Here is a 15,428-nt window from a genome sequence, read left to right as displayed (position 1 = left end):
GCTACCAGCGCGCGTGGCCGTGGAGCGCGGGGCTCCGGAGGAGTAGGGCGGGTTCACCGTGTGCGTGTGGGCTCGGGTGTCGGCGGGGTCGCTCTGGCCGTGGCCGACTGCCGTGCCTTCCTCAGGCGCGCGAGCTCCGCCTCCGCGTTCGCCTCGCGCAGCACCGTGGGCTCCGCCTCGCGCTGCGCCGCGGCCACCGCGTCGAAGAGTCCTGCCTGCTGCTGGCAACGGGCGTCCGTGGCGGCGGACTCGAGCTCCTGGCCGGCGATCGTGTGCAGTGCGGCCCGGTCGTCGCCGATGCGTCGTAGCTGCCGCTGGATCGCGACGGCCGGGCTGTCGAGCCCGTGGACGTCCTGGTCGGCCTTGCGCATGCACGTCTCCCAGCGCCGTACGGCGGAACGGTACCGCGCGTCCGCGGTCACCCCGGTCGACGACCTGGCCGGTGAGGACCTGGAAGGTTTTGCAGAGGCGCTGGTAGTCCGCGCCGTACAGCCCGGTGTCGGCGGCGGTCACGCATGCGTCGGAGTTGTAGAAGTACTCCTGCCCGGCCGGCAGATGGACGTAGGCCCGGTGGCGGTCGGTGCCGAGCAGCGCAGCCGTCCAGCGCGGGTCGGTCTCCTCGCGGGAGTTGGTGTCGGCGGTGGATGCTGCGCGGAGCACCGCACCGGTCTCGCCATAGCCGTCCTGCGTGGCCTGCTCGGCGGTCAGCAGGCCGTACCGGTTGTCGTCCAGCGAGTTGGGGCCCGGGGCGAGGGGCTGCGGGCGGTAGGTGAAGCCGCGCTCGCGCATGCTGGGCGTGGCAGGCCTGCCGGCGGACGGCGGGGCGGATCCGGGTGGAGGAACTCGCCGCCAGGACCGGCTGGAGCCGCCGCCACCTCGAACGCCGCTTCCATCTCCAGACCGGCCTCACCCCGAAGGGCGCGGCACAGGTGATGCGTCTCCAGAACGCCCTGCGGCTGAAGGAGACGGGGGCCCCTTGGGCCATGGCCGCCGCCCAGGCCGGCTATCACGACCAGCCGCACTTCGACCGGACGTTCAAGGCCATGACGGGCCGCACCCCGACCCGCTTCCGCGCCGACCGCACGGCGGCCTCCGGGCAGGACGCCCAGGACTTCGTGTCGGGCAGGGTGACCAGCGCGATCCTGACCCGTCCCTGGGCAGGCGTTCGGTGTTGATGCGCTACCGGCATTCCCAACCGCCTTGCGGTTACAGGGAGCGATGCCGCATGGGCCCGGCACCGCCATCGGTGCCGGGCCCATGTTTTTCACACACCGTGTGCGCGCCGGGCACGCATATGCCCTTCGCACACTCTCCCCACGCGCTCACCAGGCGAGTTCACTCTTCATGCGCATGCAAGGGATGCGGAACTACACATTCGACTACGCAAAGGAGCGGACCCGTGGCCACCGAACCAGAGCATCCCGTGGTCCAAGGAGAACTCGCAGAGTTACGTCGTCGCCTCGATGTGGCCTACGCACAGGTCGAGGGTGGACTGAACCTGCTCAGCCATCGCACCAAGGAGACGGCCAAGGAACTGGACGACCTGAACACCCGCCTTGCCTCGCTGGAGCACGCTCGCTGGCCCCTGCCCTCGATCGCCGCGCTCACCGCACTGGGCGCCCTCGTCGTCACCGTCTGGCAGGCGCTGGCCCGCTAGTCATCAGTGAGCCGCATGTGATGCAGCAGGAGTAACGCGGCCGCCATGTTGGCGGCCGGGACCTCCCCACGGGCGATCATGTCCGGGACGAGCTTGAGCGGGACCCACTCCCGGCGGTCCGACTCGAAGTCGTCCACGGGGTGTCCGACGTACTCGCCCTCGTCGGACCAGTAGATGTGGTGCCGGGCGTCGGTGAGGCCGTTGGACGGCTCCACGGTCATGAGATGGTGCAGGGTCCCCGGCCGCCAGCCGGTCTCCTCCTCCAGTTCCCTGGCGGCCGCGTACGCGATGTCCTCGCCGTCCTCGACCACGCCCGCGGCCAGTTCCCACCCCCAGCTGTCGGTGATGAAACGGTGGCGCCACAGGAGGAGGACCTCATTGGCCTCGTTGACCACCGTCGCCACGGCCACCGGCCGCAGCCGGATCAGGAAGTGGTCGAGGTGCCGGCCGTCCGGCAGCTCGACATCTGCGAGATTGACGCTGAACCAGCGGTTTTCATACACAGTTTGTTCGTTCTGTTTCGTCCACTGCACGGTTCTGCCACCTTCCGCCGAGTAAGTGGCAATATCGCAGCAGGGACTCCTCAGCAGTACTGGGCCTCTACAGCGGTACGCGCAGTGCGCCGTCGATGAGTTCGGCGGCTTCGGCGGTTCCGGAACAACCGCTGCGCACCAGGTGCTCGCGTACCGCGCGGAGTCTGTCGCGCAGTCGCTGGGACTCCATCCCACGGGCCTGCTCGGCCATCTGGACGGCCGTGGCCACCGCGTTGTCGGCGTTTCCCTGACGCAGTTCGATGGTGCTGAGCATGGCGAGCCGGTGCACCCGCCCCCGGTCGTGGGCCGGGTTGTCGACGGCGGCCGCGGCGTGCTCCCGGGCGGCGGCGATCTCGCCGAGGCTGAGCAGCGCTTCGGCCACCTGCACATTGACCAGGCCGGGTTGGACATAGCCGGTCTCGTCGGGTTCGTAGCCCCGCCGGATGCGCTCGGCGGCCGTCTCGGCCCGCCGGATGCAGGACAGCGCGCTCGTGCCGTCGCCGAGGTGGGCGTACGCCTTGGCCTGCATCGCGTAGAGGTCGGAGGCGAGGGCGGGGGTGATGTGTTTGCCCGCGGTGCGCAGCGCGGCCTCCGCGAAGGCGACGGCCTGCCGGAACTCCCGCATGAACAGTGCCTGGTTGACCAGCAGCGCGATGACATACGCGCCGAGTCCCCGGTCACCGCTGGCCTTTGACAGGCGCAGGGCCTGGTGGAAGTAGCGCTGGGCGAGACCGTGAGCGTCGGAGTCGTACGCGCAGATACCCACGATCGCCACCAACCCACCGGTCGCGCGGTGCAGTTGGCGCCCGGTGGCGTCCGTGTAGCTGCCGCGCAGCAGCGGGGCCGCCTCGGCGTTCAGGAAGCCGACGATCCGGGTGCGGGTCGCCATCCCGCCGGCCTTGCGGTACATCTGCTCGTAGTGGGCACGGGCCGCGCGCAGCATCTCCAGGTCGGCATGGGTGACCCGGTGCCGTCCGCCGCGCGAGACGTCCACGTCCTCAGGGGGGTTCTCCCACTCCCACACCGGCATCACCGCGGGCGTGCCGGTGACGGCGGGGGCGCCGAGTATGTGCGGGCGCTGCTGTTCGTCGGACCGCCACAGGGCGGTGGCCCGTTCGACGAACCCGGAGAGCGAGGTCGTGTGCGGGACGCTGGGCTCGCCGGGCACGCCGAGGCCGATGTCGTCGAGGGTGACCGGTCGGTGCAGCCGGCCGGCCAGCACCTCGCAGATCAGGTCCGGCACCTGGCCTCTCGGCCGCTGCCCCTTCAACCACCGGGCGACGGCGGTGTGTTCGTAACGGAGCGTGAGTCCTCGGGCCCGGCCCGCCTGGTTGACATGGGCGGCGAGACCGGCGTGCGAGATCCCCGCCTCGTCCAGGATCGCGTCGAGCAGAGAGTTGGGCTGCATGAATGCCCCCCGAATGGCCTGGTGCCGTCAGCGTAGTGCGTCCCGATTCACACGGGGTGTGAACGGAGTGCGCGAATCCGCAGCGTACGCGCACTGTTGCGGAGAGTGTCGAACCGGTTGACTGAATTGCCTCGCAAGAGGCCGGCCGGGCCGCCGGCTCCCCCTCGTACAGTGCGGTGGCCCGGCCGTTGGCTTGGCCGACGACTAGAGAAGGGGCCGCTGGAGGTAGTTCGTCGACTGCGGGTGCGTGGTGGCTGGTCGCGCAGTTCCCCGCGCCCCCAGACAGGTCCGTTGATGCTCGCGTTCGTTGCGAAGTACCAGGAGTGCGATGTCGTCGGTCGGGTGGCCGTTCGTGTGGTGGAGCAGGGCCGTGAAAACAGTGCGAAGGATGCCCTGAGGGGAGACCGGGCGGTCTCGCACCGCTTCCGCGAGCGCCTCCGGCAGGGAGAAGAAGTGGCCCTCCCGGTCTCTCGCGTCCTCCGCGCCGTCCGTGTACAGGACCAGGGACTCGCCGGGGTGCAGGGGGCCGCAGTCGGTGGCGGTGAGGTCCGTCGGGAGGGGGAACGGGCCGAGGGGCGGCAGCGGATCGGCTCGCGACAGGGGCTCCACGCGCGCGCCGCTCAGCAGATACGGCCATGGATGACCGCAGTTGATCGCCCGTAGTTCGCCGTCTCCCGTGATCTCCAGCAGCAGTACGGTCACGAACTCCTCGGCCACCGGGCTGTCCGGGTCCAGGCCGCCGCCGGCCGGGTGCTCGGCCCTGGCTCGTTCGCGCAGGTGTCTGGCGAGGGCGCGGTCCAACCGGCCCAGGACACGTCCCAGTTCGGGCTCGTCGTGGGCGGCCTCGCGGAAGCTGCCGAGGACGGCGGCGACCGTGCCGATGGCGGACAGCCCGTGTCCGCGTACGTCGCCCATCACGACCCGTACACCGTGCTCGGTGGCGACGGCCTCGTAGAGATCGCCGCCGATGCTCGCGCCCCGGTCGGCGGAGAGCTGGGCGGCGGCGACGTTCAGTCCGGCGAGGCGCGGCGGCAACGGCCGCAGCAGCACGCTCTGCGCGGCGCCGGCGACCTTGCGGACCTGCCGCAGCTCCCGGAGCAGGGTCCGGCGGACATGGAGTATGAGTCCGGTGCCGACCGCGAAGAACACGGCGCTGGTGACGATCCGCGCGCCGAGCTGGCTCTGCCCGGCCAGCGGGCATCCGAATTTGTACGAGACCGCGACGGCGCCCCACGCCGTCGGCAGCCCCAGGGCACGTGCACGGCGCCCGGGCCGTGGGTTCGCCTTGATACGGATCATGCCGATGGCCCCCATGTAGGCCCTGCCAGAACAGACGGACCGGCCCCGAAAGGCCGGTCCGATTCTGTCGACGGCATGCCCCGAAAGGGCCAGGTCTGGGTTGGATCTCACCCAAATGAGTGACGATCATCCAGACACCCGCATTTATGCAGGTGGCAGTACATGTTTCACGCCGCGAGAGGCAGCGCCTCGTTAGGGGCGCGGGGAACTGCGCGACCAGCCACAACCAACCCGCAGCCGGCCGACAACAGTCCCCCAACGGCGACTAGCCCCGCAGCACCGCTCCCGTACGCTCCCCCGCAAGGGCAACCGCCGCATCCCGAGCCGCCGACGCCTCGTCCACGGTCAGCGTCCGGTCCCCGGCACGGAAGCGAAGCGCATACGCCAGCGACTTCTTCCCGTCGCCGAGCTGCCCGTCGTTGACGTACACGTCGAACAGCCGGATGGCCTCGAGGAGTTCACCCGCGCCCTCGCGCAGCGCCGCCTCGACCTCCGCCGCCGGCACCGGCTTGTCCACCACGAGGGCGACGTCCTGCGTGGCCACCGGGAACGTCGAGATGCTCGGCGCCTGCGGCGCACCGTCGCCGGCCTGCTCCAGCGCGTCGAGGTTCAGCTCCATCGCGCAGGTGCGCGCCGGCAGTCCCAGCGCCTTGACGACGCGCGGGTGCAGCTCACCGGCGTGGCCCACGACCCGCTCGGTGCCGTCGGCAACGACCACCAGCTCGGCGCACCGGCCGGGGTGCCACGGTCCGTACTGGCCGGACCGCACGGTCAGCTCGGCGCCCGCCTCGGCGGCGACGGTCCGCGCGGCCTGCACCGCGTCGGCCCAGTCCGCCGGACGGCCCTTGCCCCACCAGCCGGCCTGCTCGCGGGCGCCCGTGAGGACGACCGCGACATGGCGCGGCTGCTCGGGGAGTACCGCGTTCAGCGCGGCGAGCTCCTCGTCGGTCGGGCGGCGGTCGACCGGCAGATGACCGGCGACGCCCTGCTCCTCGCGCGGGAGGAAGACCAGGCCGGTCTCGAACAGCGCCAGGTCGTGCCCGCCGCGTCCGTCGTTGCGCCGGAGCGCGCCGAGCAGGCCCGGCAGCAGCGACGTGCGGAGCGCGGGCTCCTCGTCGTTGAGCGGGTTGGTCAGCTTGACGACACGGCGGGCCGGGTCGTCGGCGGCCAGGCCGAGCTGGTCGAAGACGCCCTCGCCGACGAACGGGTAGTTCGGCGCCTCGACGTAGCCGGCCCCGGCCAGCGCGCGGCCGACCCGGCGGTGCAGGCGCTGGCGGTGGGTGAGGCCACGGCCGGACGGCGGCTTGGGCAGCGTGGAGGGCAGGTTCTCGTAGCCCTCCAGACGGATGACCTCTTCGGCCAGGTCGTTCTGCTCAAGGAGGTCGGGCCGCCAGGACGGGACGGTGACGATCAGCTCGTCCTGCCCGTAGACGTCGCAGCCGACCTCCTGGAGGCGGCGGACGACGGTCTCCCGGCCGTACTCGACACCCGCGACCTTGTCGGGGTGGTTCGCCGCGACCGTGATGGTGTGCGGCGCGGACGGCGCGATGACCTCGGTGACGCCGGCCTCGGCGGTGCCGCCGGCCAGCAGCACCAGCAGGTCGACCGTGCGCTGCGCGGCGGCGGCCGCGGCCTGCGGGTCGACGCCGCGCTCGAAGCGGCGGGAGGCCTCGGAGGACAGCTTGTGGCGGCGGGCGGTGCGCGCGATGGCGACGGCGTCGAAGTGGGCCGCCTCGATCACCACGTCGGTCGTGGCGTTCTCCACGTCCTCGTGGTCGGCGATCTCAGTGTTGGCGCCGCCCATGACGCCCGCGAGGCCGATGGGGCCGCGGTCGTCGGTGATCACCAGGTCCTCGGCGTGCAGCTTCCGCTCGGTGCCGTCGAGGGTGACGATCTTCTCGCCCTCGGCCGCGCGGCGGACGCCGATGGTGCCCTGGACCAGGTTGCGGTCGTAGGCGTGCAGCGGCTGGCCGAGCTCCATCATCACGTAGTTGGTGACGTCGACCGCGAGCGAGATCGGGCGCATGCCGACCTTCTGCAGACGGCGCTGCAGCCAGATCGGGGAGCGGGCCTCGGGGCTCAGGCCGATGACGGTGCGCGCGGTGAAGCGGTCGCAGCCCATCGGGTCGGAGACCTGGACCGGGTAGCCGAAGGCGTTCGGTCCCGGCACGTCGAGGAGCGCCGGGTCGCGCAGCGGCAGGCCGTAGGCGATGGCGGTCTCGCGGGCGACACCGCGGATGGACAGGCAGTCGCCGCGGTTGGCGGTGACGGCGATGTCCAGGACCTCGTCGACCAGCTCGAGGAGCTCGATGGCGTCCTTGCCGACCTCGGTCTCCGGCGGCAGCACGATGATGCCGTGGCTGCCGTCGTCGCCCATGCCCAGTTCGCCGGTGGAGCAGATCATGCCGTGGGAGGTCTTGCCGTACGTCTTGCGGGCGCTGATCGCGAAGCCGCCGGGCAGCACCGCGCCCGGGAGCACGACGACGACCTTGTCGCCGACGGCGAAGTTGCGGGCGCCGCAGACGATCTCCTGCGGCTCACCCGTGCCTCCCCCAGAGCCGAAAGCCTGGGAGGTGCCCCCAGCCGTACCGACGTCGACGGTGCAGAAGCGGATCGGCTTCTTGAACTCCGTCAGCTCCTCGATGGTCAGCACCCGGCCGACGACCAGGGGGCCCTTGAGGCCGTCGCCGAGCTGCTCGACGGTCTCGACCTCCAGACCGGCCGAAATGAGCTTGGCCTGGACGTCACGGCCGGTCTCGGTGGCCGGCAGGTCGACGTACTCCCGCAGCCAGGAAAGCGGGACCCGCATCAGATCTCCATCCCGAACGGCCGGGTGAACCGGACGTCACCCTCGACCATGTCTCGCATGTCCTCGACGTTGTGGCGGAACATCAGCATCCGCTCGATGCCGAACCCGAAGGCGAAGCCGCTGTACTTCTCCGGGTCCACGCCACAGGCGGCGAGCACCCGGGGGTTGACCATGCCGCAGCCGCCCAGCTCGATCCAGCCCTCGGAGGAGCAGGTGCGGCAGGGCCGGTCGGGGTTGCCGACGGACTCGCCCTTGCACACGTAGCAGAGCATGTCCATCTCGGCGCTCGGCTCGGTGAAGGGGAAGAAGTTCGGCCGCAGCCGGGTCTTCATGCCCGCGCCGAACAACGACTGGACCATGTGGTCCAGGGTGCCCTTGAGGTCCGCCATGGTCAGGCCCTCGTCCACGGCGAGCAGCTCGACCTGGTGGAAGACCGGGGTGTGCGTGGCGTCCAGCTCGTCGGTGCGGTACACCCGGCCCGGACAGATCACGTAGACCGGCAGCTCACGGTCGAGCAGCGAGCGGATCTGGACCGGCGAGGTGTGGGTGCGCAGCACGACACCGGACTCGGTGCCGCCCTCGGGACCCTGCACGAAGAAGGTGTCCGCCTCGCCGCGCGCCGGGTGGTCCGGGCCGATGTTGAGCGCGTCGAAGTTGAACCACTCGGCCTCGACCTGCGGGCCCTCGGCGACCTCGTAGCCCATGGCCACGAAGATGTCCTCGATGCGCTCCGAGAGCGTGGTCAGCGGGTGCCGGGCACCGGCCGGGACGCGGTCGTACGGCAGTGTGACGTCCACCGCCTCCTCGACCAGCACCCGGGCGTCACGCTCGGCCTCCAGCTCTTCCTGACGGCCGGCGAGGGCCTTGTTCACCGCGCCCCGGGCCTGGCCGACCACCTTGCCGGCCGCGGCCTTGGCGTGCGGGGGCAGGGCGCCGATCTCGCGGTTGGCGAGGGCCAGCGGGGAGGTGCCGCCGGTGTGGGCGACCTTGGCCTCCTGGAGCGCGTCGAGGGAGTCCGCGGCGGCGAAGGCGGCGAGCGCCTCGTCCCGCATGCGCTCGATCTCTTCCGGTTTCAAGGCCTCGACCTCTACAGGGTCGTACGACTTATTGGGTGCCGACATCTCTTCCCGTGCTTCCGGTTGGCTGGCGGATGGTCCCCGAGACCGTTGATGGGCCGTGAGAAGGACACAAAGGTGCCAAAGGCCGAGTCTAACGGGGTGGAGGTATACGAACGCGCCCGCGGGCCGCTCCCGGACTGCTCAGCCGTTCTCAGGCGAGATATGCCGGGGCGCTCACGGGCAACGTAAATCGGAACTCGGCGCCGCCGCTGGGGGCGCGTCCGACGGTGATGGTGCCGCCATGGGCTTCGACGATGCCCTTGACGATGTACAGCCCGAGGCCGGTGCCGCCGCGCTTGCTGCCCCGCCAGAAGCGGGTGAAGACGCGGTTCATGGACTCCTCCGGGATGCCTGGCCCCTCGTCGCTCACCGTGACCGACGTGCCGGCTTCCTCGCCTTCGCGCGGGGAGGCCGTGGCCGTGATGTCAATGGTGACGGTTCCCTCGCCGTGCCGCACGGCATTTTCGATGAGATTGCTGAGGACCTGGTCGACCTTGTCGGGATCGGCCCACAGGGCGGGCAGCGGCTGCTCGACGCGGAGCAGGAAGCGGTCGGCGGGCTGCCCGGCGGCGACGTACGCCTGGATGTGCCGTCCGACGGCCGCGCCTATGTCCACCGGCTGCCGCCGCACCTCGAGGCGCCCGGAGTCGATCCGCGAGATGTCCAGCAGCTCGGCGATGAGCCGGGTGACCCGGTCGGCGTCCGCGTCCACCGTCTCCAGCATCAGCCGTTTCTGGTCGTCGGTGAACCGTTCCCATTTGGCGAGCAGGGTGGCGGTGAACCCCTTGACGGAGGTCAGCGGCGAGCGCAGCTCATGGGCGACGGTGGCGATCAGCTCGGCGTGACTGCGTTCGGTACGGCGGCGGGCCTCGGTGTCCCGCAGCGACACGACGACCCGGCGCACGGGCCCGGTCGGCTCGGCCCGCACGTACCTGGCGGACACCAGCACCTCCCGGCCGCCGGGCAGCAGCAGGTTGCGCTCGGGCTGGCCGACCCGGATGGCGAGGCCGCCGTAGGGGTCGGTGAGCTGCCACCAGCGCCTGCCCTCCAGGTCCTCTAAAGGGAGGGCCTTCTCCAGGCGCTGCCCGAGGGCGTCGGCGGGCGCGGTGGCGGTGATCCGGGCGGCCGCGGCGTTGAAGCAGACGACGAGACCGTGCTCGTCGGCGATCACGAGGCCGTCGGGCAGTTCGTCGGGGTCGATGCCGGGCCCGGTGAGGTCGCCGTGCCGGGGCGCGGGCACATGGCCGGTGCCACGGCCCCCCGGCGCGTTGCTGGTGCCGACACTCATACCCCGTACTCCACCTCTCAGACGGCGCAGCAGGCCCCCGAGCTGGTCACCCTACTAGTCCCTGGTGACGGAACGGCACCCTCCGGAGGCGCGCTGTGCACGGGCCGATGCGTAGAGACATACGGCGGCGGCGGTGGCGAGGTTCAGACTTTCGGCCTTCCCGTGGATCGGGACGCGCACGACGGCGTCCGCCAGCGCACGGGTCTCCTCCGGGAGCCCCCAGGCCTCGTTGCCGAACACCCAGGCGGTCGGCCCGCCCATGGTCCCCTTGTCCAACTCGTCGTCGAGGTCGTCGGTCCCGGCCCCGTCGGCGGCGAGGATCCGCACACCGACGCCCTTGAGCCCGGCGACGGCCTGCTCGACGGGGACGCCGACGGCGACGGGCAGGTGGAAGTGCGAGCCGACGGAGGCGCGGACGGCCTTGGGGTTGTACAGGTCCACGGACGCGTCGGTGAGGACGACGGCCTCCGCGCCGGCGGCGTCGGCGCACCGCAGCACGGTGCCCGCGTTGCCGGGGTCGCGGACGTTGGCGAGGACGGCGACGAGCTTGGGGCGGGCGGCGAGGATGTCCTCGAAGGGGGTGTCCAGGAACCGGCAGACCCCGACGAGCCCCTGGGGCGTCACGGTGGTGGAGATGTCGGCGATGACGTCCTCGGAGGCGAGGTGGATCCGGGCGTCGGCCGCCCTGGCCTCCCCCACGATGTCGGCGTACCGCTCCGCGGCCTCGACGGTCGCGAACAGCTCGACGAGCGTGGGCAGCTCACCGGCCCGATGCCCGGCCGCCTCCCGCACGGCCTGCGGCCCCTCGGCGAGAAACAGCCGGTCCTTCCCCCGGAAGTTCCGCCGGGCAAGCCGCCGAGCAGCGACGACACGCGCGGAACGGGGGGAGATCAGCTCGGGGGTGGGCATCGTGTGGGTCACTTTCGAGGAAGCGCGGTGGAAGCGCGCCCGAAGGTGCGCGGGACTGTACATATATGCGGCTACCGCCGCGTGGGCGCGACCAGCCCCCACCGACCCGCAGCCGAACAACGAACCGCAGGCCCCAACAACAGGACCCGCAAGCCCTAAAGCCTGCGGGTCCTCAAGTCACGTCGGCCGAAGCCAGCGCCAGCGTCACGCCGCCTTCGGGGCGTTGACGTCCGCCGGCAGCGCCTTCTGCGCCACCTCGACGAGCGCGGCGAACGCGCCCGCGTCGTTGACGGCCAGCTCCGCGAGGATCTTGCGGTCGACCTCGACGTTCGCGGCCTTCAGACCCTGGATGAAGCGGTTGTACGTGATGCCGTTGGCGCGGGCAGCGGCGTTGATGCGCTGGATCCACAGCTGCCGGAAGTCGCCCTTGCGCTTCTTGCGGTCGTTGTAGTTGTAGACCAGCGAGTGGGTGACCTGCTCCTTGGCCTTGCGGTACAGGCGCGAACGCTGACCGCGGTAGCCGGAGGCCTGCTCGAGGATCGCCCGGCGCTTCTTGTGGGCGTTGACTGCCCGCTTGACGCGTGCCACTTGTTAACTCCTTGTAGCGGGGCCGCGGTTGGACTCACGCGGCCCGGAAACGACTGGGTCCCGGTTGGTCTGACTCAGGGCGCCGGTGGGCGCCGTGGGTCACTTCCCGAGAAGCTTCTTGATCTTCGCGGTGTCACCCGGGGCCATCTCGGCGTTGCCGGTGAGGCGACGCGTCACGCGGGACGACTTGTGCTCGAGCAGGTGGCGCTTGCCGGCGCGCTCACGCAGCACCTTGCCGGAGCCGGTGACCTTGAAGCGCTTGCTGGCACCGCTGTGCGTCTTGTTCTTCGGCATAGCGCCGTTATCTCCTCGTCGGTGGCGTTCCGGTGCCCGGTCGCGAAACCGGGCACGGTGGAACGTCGCTCTTGTGTCGGATACTGCCTGGGGCTCGCGCCCCTGGTGCTGACCTGGGGCGTTACCCCCGGGGTCACGCCTCGGCGTGCTCCTCAGCGGGCACCTCGACCTCGGCGGCCTCAGCCTCGAACTCGGCAGGGTTCTGCGAGCGACCGGGATTGGCCTTCGCTTCGGCCTTGCGGGCCTCCTGCGCCTGACGAGCCTCGGCCATCGCCTCGGTCTTCTTCTTGTGCGGACCGAGAACCATGATCATGTTCCGGCCGTCCTGCTTCGGGTTCGACTCGACGAAACCGAGGTCCTGGACGTCCTCCGCGAGCCGCTGCAGCAGTCGGTAGCCCAGCTCGGGCCGGGACTGCTCGCGACCACGGAACATGATCGTGATCTTGACCTTGTCGCCCTGCTTGAGGAACCGAACGACGTGACCCTTCTTGGTGTCATAGTCGTGCGGGTCGATCTTCGGCCGGAGCTTCATTTCCTTGATGACCGTGTGCGCCTGGTTCTTGCGCGCCTCACGGGCCTTCATGGCCGACTCGTACTTGAACTTCCCGTAGTCCATGAGCTTGCAGACCGGCGGACGCGCACTCGCCGCCACCTCGACCAGGTCAAGGTCGTACTCCTGCGCAAGCTCCAGCGCCTTGGCAAGCGGAACAATCCCGACCTGCTCGCCGCTGGGACCGACAAGTCGCACCTCGGGTACGCGAATCCGGTCGTTGATGCGGGGCTCGGTGCTGATGGATCCTCCTCGGTAGCACCACGCGACGGCCTGGCGGGCAGCCGCGTAACGTCTGTTTCCGTAAGACCTAACCGCACCGAAGCAGAAAAAATGCCCCGGACGATCACAGGCGGGGCTCCTCGAACTACCGGAACACCGCCGCGGGGATCGCGGGGCGCACTATCGGACGGAACGCCGTCGCCGTAGCGGCGAAGCGACCGTCTGACCGGTGACCCGCCGCCCGTAGGGCGGTCGGGTGGGAGTTCGAAGCCTCCACTTGTGGGCCGGTCCAGCTAGCCGTGAGGCATACCTGTCCGGCCGGTCGTCACACAAGGCTAGCAGCAAAGCCGAGACAGGGCTAATTGAGACGACCTGGGGCTAAGTAAGAGCCCCCCGCGCCCTGCGCCTATCGTGTGGGGCATGAGTGAGACGCCCTTTCCCGGCCCCGATGACGCCGAGCAGCCCGACTTCGACGAGATGACCCGCGACATCGCCGAGGTCCCCGCGGTCGAGGTGATCGTGACGGTCGCCGTCAACCTGATGAGCGCCGCGGCCGTGAAGCTCGGTCTGACCGAGGAGGGCGACAAGTACAAGGACCTGGACGAGGCCCGCAAGCTGGTCACCGCCCTCGCCGGACTGCTCGACGCGTCCGCGACCGAGATCAGCTCCTTCCACGCGGCCCCGCTGCGCGACGGCCTGAAGTCGCTCCAGCTGGCCTTCCGCGAGGCCTCGATCGTCCCCGACGAGCCGGGCCAGGGCCCCGGCGAGAAGTACACCGGGCCGGTCTACGGCTAGCGATCAGTTCCTCACGTACAAGGGCTCGCCCGGAGGCGTGGTCCCGGCCGGCAGCAGTGCCAGGTCGAGGCCGCGCACCAGGCGGGCCCTCAGTGTCTCGTCCGCGGCGAGGCGCTCGGCGACGGCGCGGACGGTGTCGGCGGGCGGTGCGGCGGCCGGGTCGAGGACCAGTGCCAGGGTTCCGTCGGCCGGCCCGGGGCCGAGGTGCGCGCGCAGCACCGCGGGCTCGGCGGACACCGCGGTACGGACCGCCTCCCGCACCGCCGGGTCGGCGAGCGGATCGACCGTCGTACGCCCCTCGGCGAGGGCCAGCAGCGCCGGCCCGGTCAGCTCGAACGGCACCGGTCCCGACAGGTCCAGCACCACGGTGTCCGCCTTCTCGTGCGCGGCGGCCTGCAGCGCCTGGTGCAGGGGTACGGCGACGGGCCGGGCCGCCGGGTCCCAGCGGGCCAGCGACTGGGTGGAGGTGAAGGCGGGCAGGGCGGTGCGGTGGCCGGCCTTCAGGGTGGGGACGGCCATGTCACTGGTCTTCTCGCGGCGCAGCCCGTTCTCGTCCTCCTCGACCTCACCGAGCACGGCGACCACCGGCACCAGCAGCCGGGCGCCCTTCAGCGCCTCCAGAACCGGGGCGACGGCCGTCCGGTCCTCGGCCCAGTCGGCCAGCGCGGCGGCCAGCCGGGGGGCGGCGGAGCCGTCGTCGTCGGAGTAGCCGGAGTCGGGAATGTTCTTGTTCGCCACGGTCCCCGACCCTATCGGTGGGAAGCTGCTGCGGTTGTGCGGCCCCCGAAACACTGCAGACACGGCTTTCACGGGAATCTCAGATTTCCCTGACCGAGTTCTAACTTCGGGCTAACGGGGCACACAGTCCCCACCCCGAGCATCGCGGGCATGGAGTCCCCCAGAGCCACCTCCGGAGCCCCCCGCGCCCCCCGAGGCCGCCGTCGCGCGCACCGGCCGCGGCGCCGCGCTCTCCTCTATACGAGCCTCGCACTGGTCGCCGCCGTCGGCGCCACGGCGGCCGGGGCCGTGTATGTGAAGGCACACGCGCGTGACAACAACGGCGCCGTATCCTCGGCTGCGTCGTCGTCGCCCTCCTCCTCGGCCTCGGCGAACGGGGAGGCATCGGTGGAACCCGTGACGGAGCCGGCCGTGGACCGGGACGCGCTGCTGGGCAAGGCGCTGAAGACGGTGACCGTGCCGTCCGGGGCGAAGGTGTCGGCGGCGGTGCTGGACCTGGACTCCGGCGACAGCGCGGCCTACGGCGACAGCGCCTTCGACACCGCGAGCATCGTCAAGGTCGACATCCTCGCGACGCTGCTGCTGCAGGCGCAGGACGCGGGGCGGCATCTGACGGCGGCGGAGAGGGCGTACGCCACGAAGATGATCGAGAACAGTGACAACACGTCGGCGTCGGAGCTGTGGGACATCATCGGCCAGGCGGCGGGGCTGGACGCGGCGAACAAGCGCTTCGGGCTGACGGGGACGGAGGGCGGCGACGGGGCGCTGTGGGGGCTGACGCAGACCACGGCGGCCGACCAGCTGATCCTGCTCCAGCAGGTGTTCGGGGACGACTCGAAGCTGAGCGAGGCCTCGCAGGCGTATGTCCAGGGGCTGATGAAGGCGGTCGAGTCGGACCAGCGGTGGGGGGTTTCGGCCGCCGCCGACGGTTCGGAGTTCGCGTTGAAGAACGGGTGGCTGGCGCGGAGTACGACCGGGCTGTGGGACGTGAACAGCATCGGGCGGGTGACGGTGGGCGGGACCGACTATCTGGTTGCCGTGCTGTCCAAGGGGACGGTGAGTCAGGCGAGGGGGATTTCGCTGGTGGAGGCGGCTGCGAAGGCGGCGGTGGGGTCGTTCACGGACGCTGACTCTTCTTCCGGGTCTGCGTCGGCTTCGCAGTAGGGGTAGGGGCAACAGGCTTCGTGACGGGTGCGGCCGCGTGGGGGCTGGTCGCGCCC

Annotated in this window: 16 protein-coding genes; 4 read left to right on the top strand and 12 right to left on the bottom strand. The window is 70.9% G+C overall.

What is annotated here, in order from left to right; genetic code table 11:
• Window positions 1–53 precede the first annotated feature (53 nt).
• Window positions 54–371: a hypothetical protein gene (locus AB0D85_RS11660; protein WP_362317332.1), complete on the bottom strand. Its 318-nt coding sequence runs from the start codon at window positions 369–371 to the stop codon at window positions 54–56.
• Window positions 372–833: 462 nt separating this feature from the next.
• Here AB0D85_RS11660 and AB0D85_RS11655 point away from each other — a divergent pair, with 462 nt between their 5' ends.
• Both AB0D85_RS11655 and AB0D85_RS11650 read left to right on the top strand, forming a co-directional pair.
• Window positions 834–1,175, top strand: a complete 342-nt coding sequence (locus AB0D85_RS11655; RefSeq protein ID WP_362317330.1) for a helix-turn-helix domain-containing protein — start codon at window positions 834–836, stop codon at window positions 1,173–1,175.
• 224 nt (window positions 1,176–1,399) lie between these two features.
• On the top strand, window positions 1,400–1,657 hold the full coding sequence (locus AB0D85_RS11650; protein ID WP_362317327.1) for a hypothetical protein: 258 nt from the start codon (window positions 1,400–1,402) through the stop codon (window positions 1,655–1,657).
• Here the strand turns inward: AB0D85_RS11650 and AB0D85_RS11645 are convergent.
• The 10 genes from AB0D85_RS11645 to infC form a co-directional block, all read right to left on the bottom strand.
• Window positions 1,654–2,190 (bottom strand): NUDIX hydrolase, encoded by a 537-nt coding sequence (locus tag AB0D85_RS11645; protein ID WP_123978410.1) that lies wholly within the window; start codon window positions 2,188–2,190, stop codon window positions 1,654–1,656. The genes AB0D85_RS11650 and AB0D85_RS11645 overlap by 4 nt on opposite strands.
• Before the next feature lie 67 nt (window positions 2,191–2,257).
• Window positions 2,258–3,598, bottom strand: a complete 1,341-nt coding sequence (locus AB0D85_RS11640) for a transcriptional regulator (protein WP_362317323.1) — start codon at window positions 3,596–3,598, stop codon at window positions 2,258–2,260.
• Between the two features lie 204 nt (window positions 3,599–3,802).
• Window positions 3,803–4,897: a PP2C family protein-serine/threonine phosphatase gene (locus tag AB0D85_RS11635; protein WP_362317320.1), complete on the bottom strand. Its 1,095-nt coding sequence runs from the start codon at window positions 4,895–4,897 to the stop codon at window positions 3,803–3,805.
• A 265-nt stretch (window positions 4,898–5,162) separates the two neighbouring features.
• The gene (gene pheT, locus AB0D85_RS11630) at window positions 5,163–7,706 is read right to left on the bottom strand and encodes a phenylalanine--tRNA ligase subunit beta (RefSeq protein WP_362317317.1); all 2,544 of its coding nucleotides are present in this window, start codon (window positions 7,704–7,706) and stop codon (window positions 5,163–5,165) included.
• A complete protein-coding gene (pheS, locus tag AB0D85_RS11625) occupies window positions 7,706–8,827 on the bottom strand; it encodes a phenylalanine--tRNA ligase subunit alpha (RefSeq protein ID WP_362317314.1) in 1,122 nt (373 codons plus the stop codon). Before pheS ends, pheT begins: the two co-directional genes overlap by 1 nt.
• 148 nt (window positions 8,828–8,975) lie before the next feature.
• On the bottom strand, window positions 8,976–10,112 hold the full coding sequence (locus tag AB0D85_RS11620) for an ATP-binding protein (RefSeq protein ID WP_362317311.1): 1,137 nt from the start codon (window positions 10,110–10,112) through the stop codon (window positions 8,976–8,978).
• A gap of 54 nt (window positions 10,113–10,166) precedes the next feature.
• The gene (locus AB0D85_RS11615) at window positions 10,167–11,021 is read right to left on the bottom strand and encodes an RNA methyltransferase (RefSeq protein ID WP_362317308.1); all 855 of its coding nucleotides are present in this window, start codon (window positions 11,019–11,021) and stop codon (window positions 10,167–10,169) included.
• Window positions 11,022–11,225: 204 nt separating this feature from the next.
• Window positions 11,226–11,609, bottom strand: a complete 384-nt coding sequence (rplT, locus tag AB0D85_RS11610) for a 50S ribosomal protein L20 (RefSeq protein ID WP_055492778.1) — start codon at window positions 11,607–11,609, stop codon at window positions 11,226–11,228.
• 99 nt (window positions 11,610–11,708) lie between these two features.
• Window positions 11,709–11,903: a 50S ribosomal protein L35 gene (rpmI, locus tag AB0D85_RS11605; protein WP_046726698.1), complete on the bottom strand. Its 195-nt coding sequence runs from the start codon at window positions 11,901–11,903 to the stop codon at window positions 11,709–11,711.
• A 133-nt stretch (window positions 11,904–12,036) separates the two neighbouring features.
• Window positions 12,037–12,696 carry a translation initiation factor IF-3 gene (infC, locus tag AB0D85_RS11600; RefSeq protein ID WP_362317993.1) on the bottom strand — a complete coding sequence of 220 codons (660 nt, stop codon included), beginning with the start codon at window positions 12,694–12,696 and terminating at the stop codon, window positions 12,037–12,039.
• Between the two features lie 399 nt (window positions 12,697–13,095).
• Here infC and AB0D85_RS11595 point away from each other — a divergent pair, with 399 nt between their 5' ends.
• Window positions 13,096–13,470, top strand: a complete 375-nt coding sequence (locus tag AB0D85_RS11595; RefSeq protein WP_362317303.1) for a DUF1844 domain-containing protein — start codon at window positions 13,096–13,098, stop codon at window positions 13,468–13,470.
• 3 nt (window positions 13,471–13,473) lie between these two features.
• Here AB0D85_RS11595 and AB0D85_RS11590 read toward each other — a convergent pair whose 3' ends face one another.
• Entirely contained in the window at window positions 13,474–14,208 is a 735-nt protein-coding gene (locus tag AB0D85_RS11590; protein ID WP_362317300.1) for an SseB family protein, read from the bottom strand.
• A 150-nt stretch (window positions 14,209–14,358) separates the two neighbouring features.
• On the opposite strand from AB0D85_RS11590, the gene AB0D85_RS11585 reads away from it, so the two are divergent.
• Window positions 14,359–15,372 carry a serine hydrolase gene (locus AB0D85_RS11585; protein ID WP_362317297.1) on the top strand — a complete coding sequence of 338 codons (1,014 nt, stop codon included), beginning with the start codon at window positions 14,359–14,361 and terminating at the stop codon, window positions 15,370–15,372.
• The last annotated feature ends 56 nt before the right edge of the window (window positions 15,373–15,428 follow it).

This window comes from Streptomyces sp. NPDC048277 (assembly GCF_040652235.1).
GTDB lineage: Bacteria > Actinomycetota > Actinomycetes > Streptomycetales > Streptomycetaceae > Streptomyces.
Note: the sequence above shows the minus strand (reverse complement) of the source record. Positions and strands in the feature narration are given on the sequence as shown.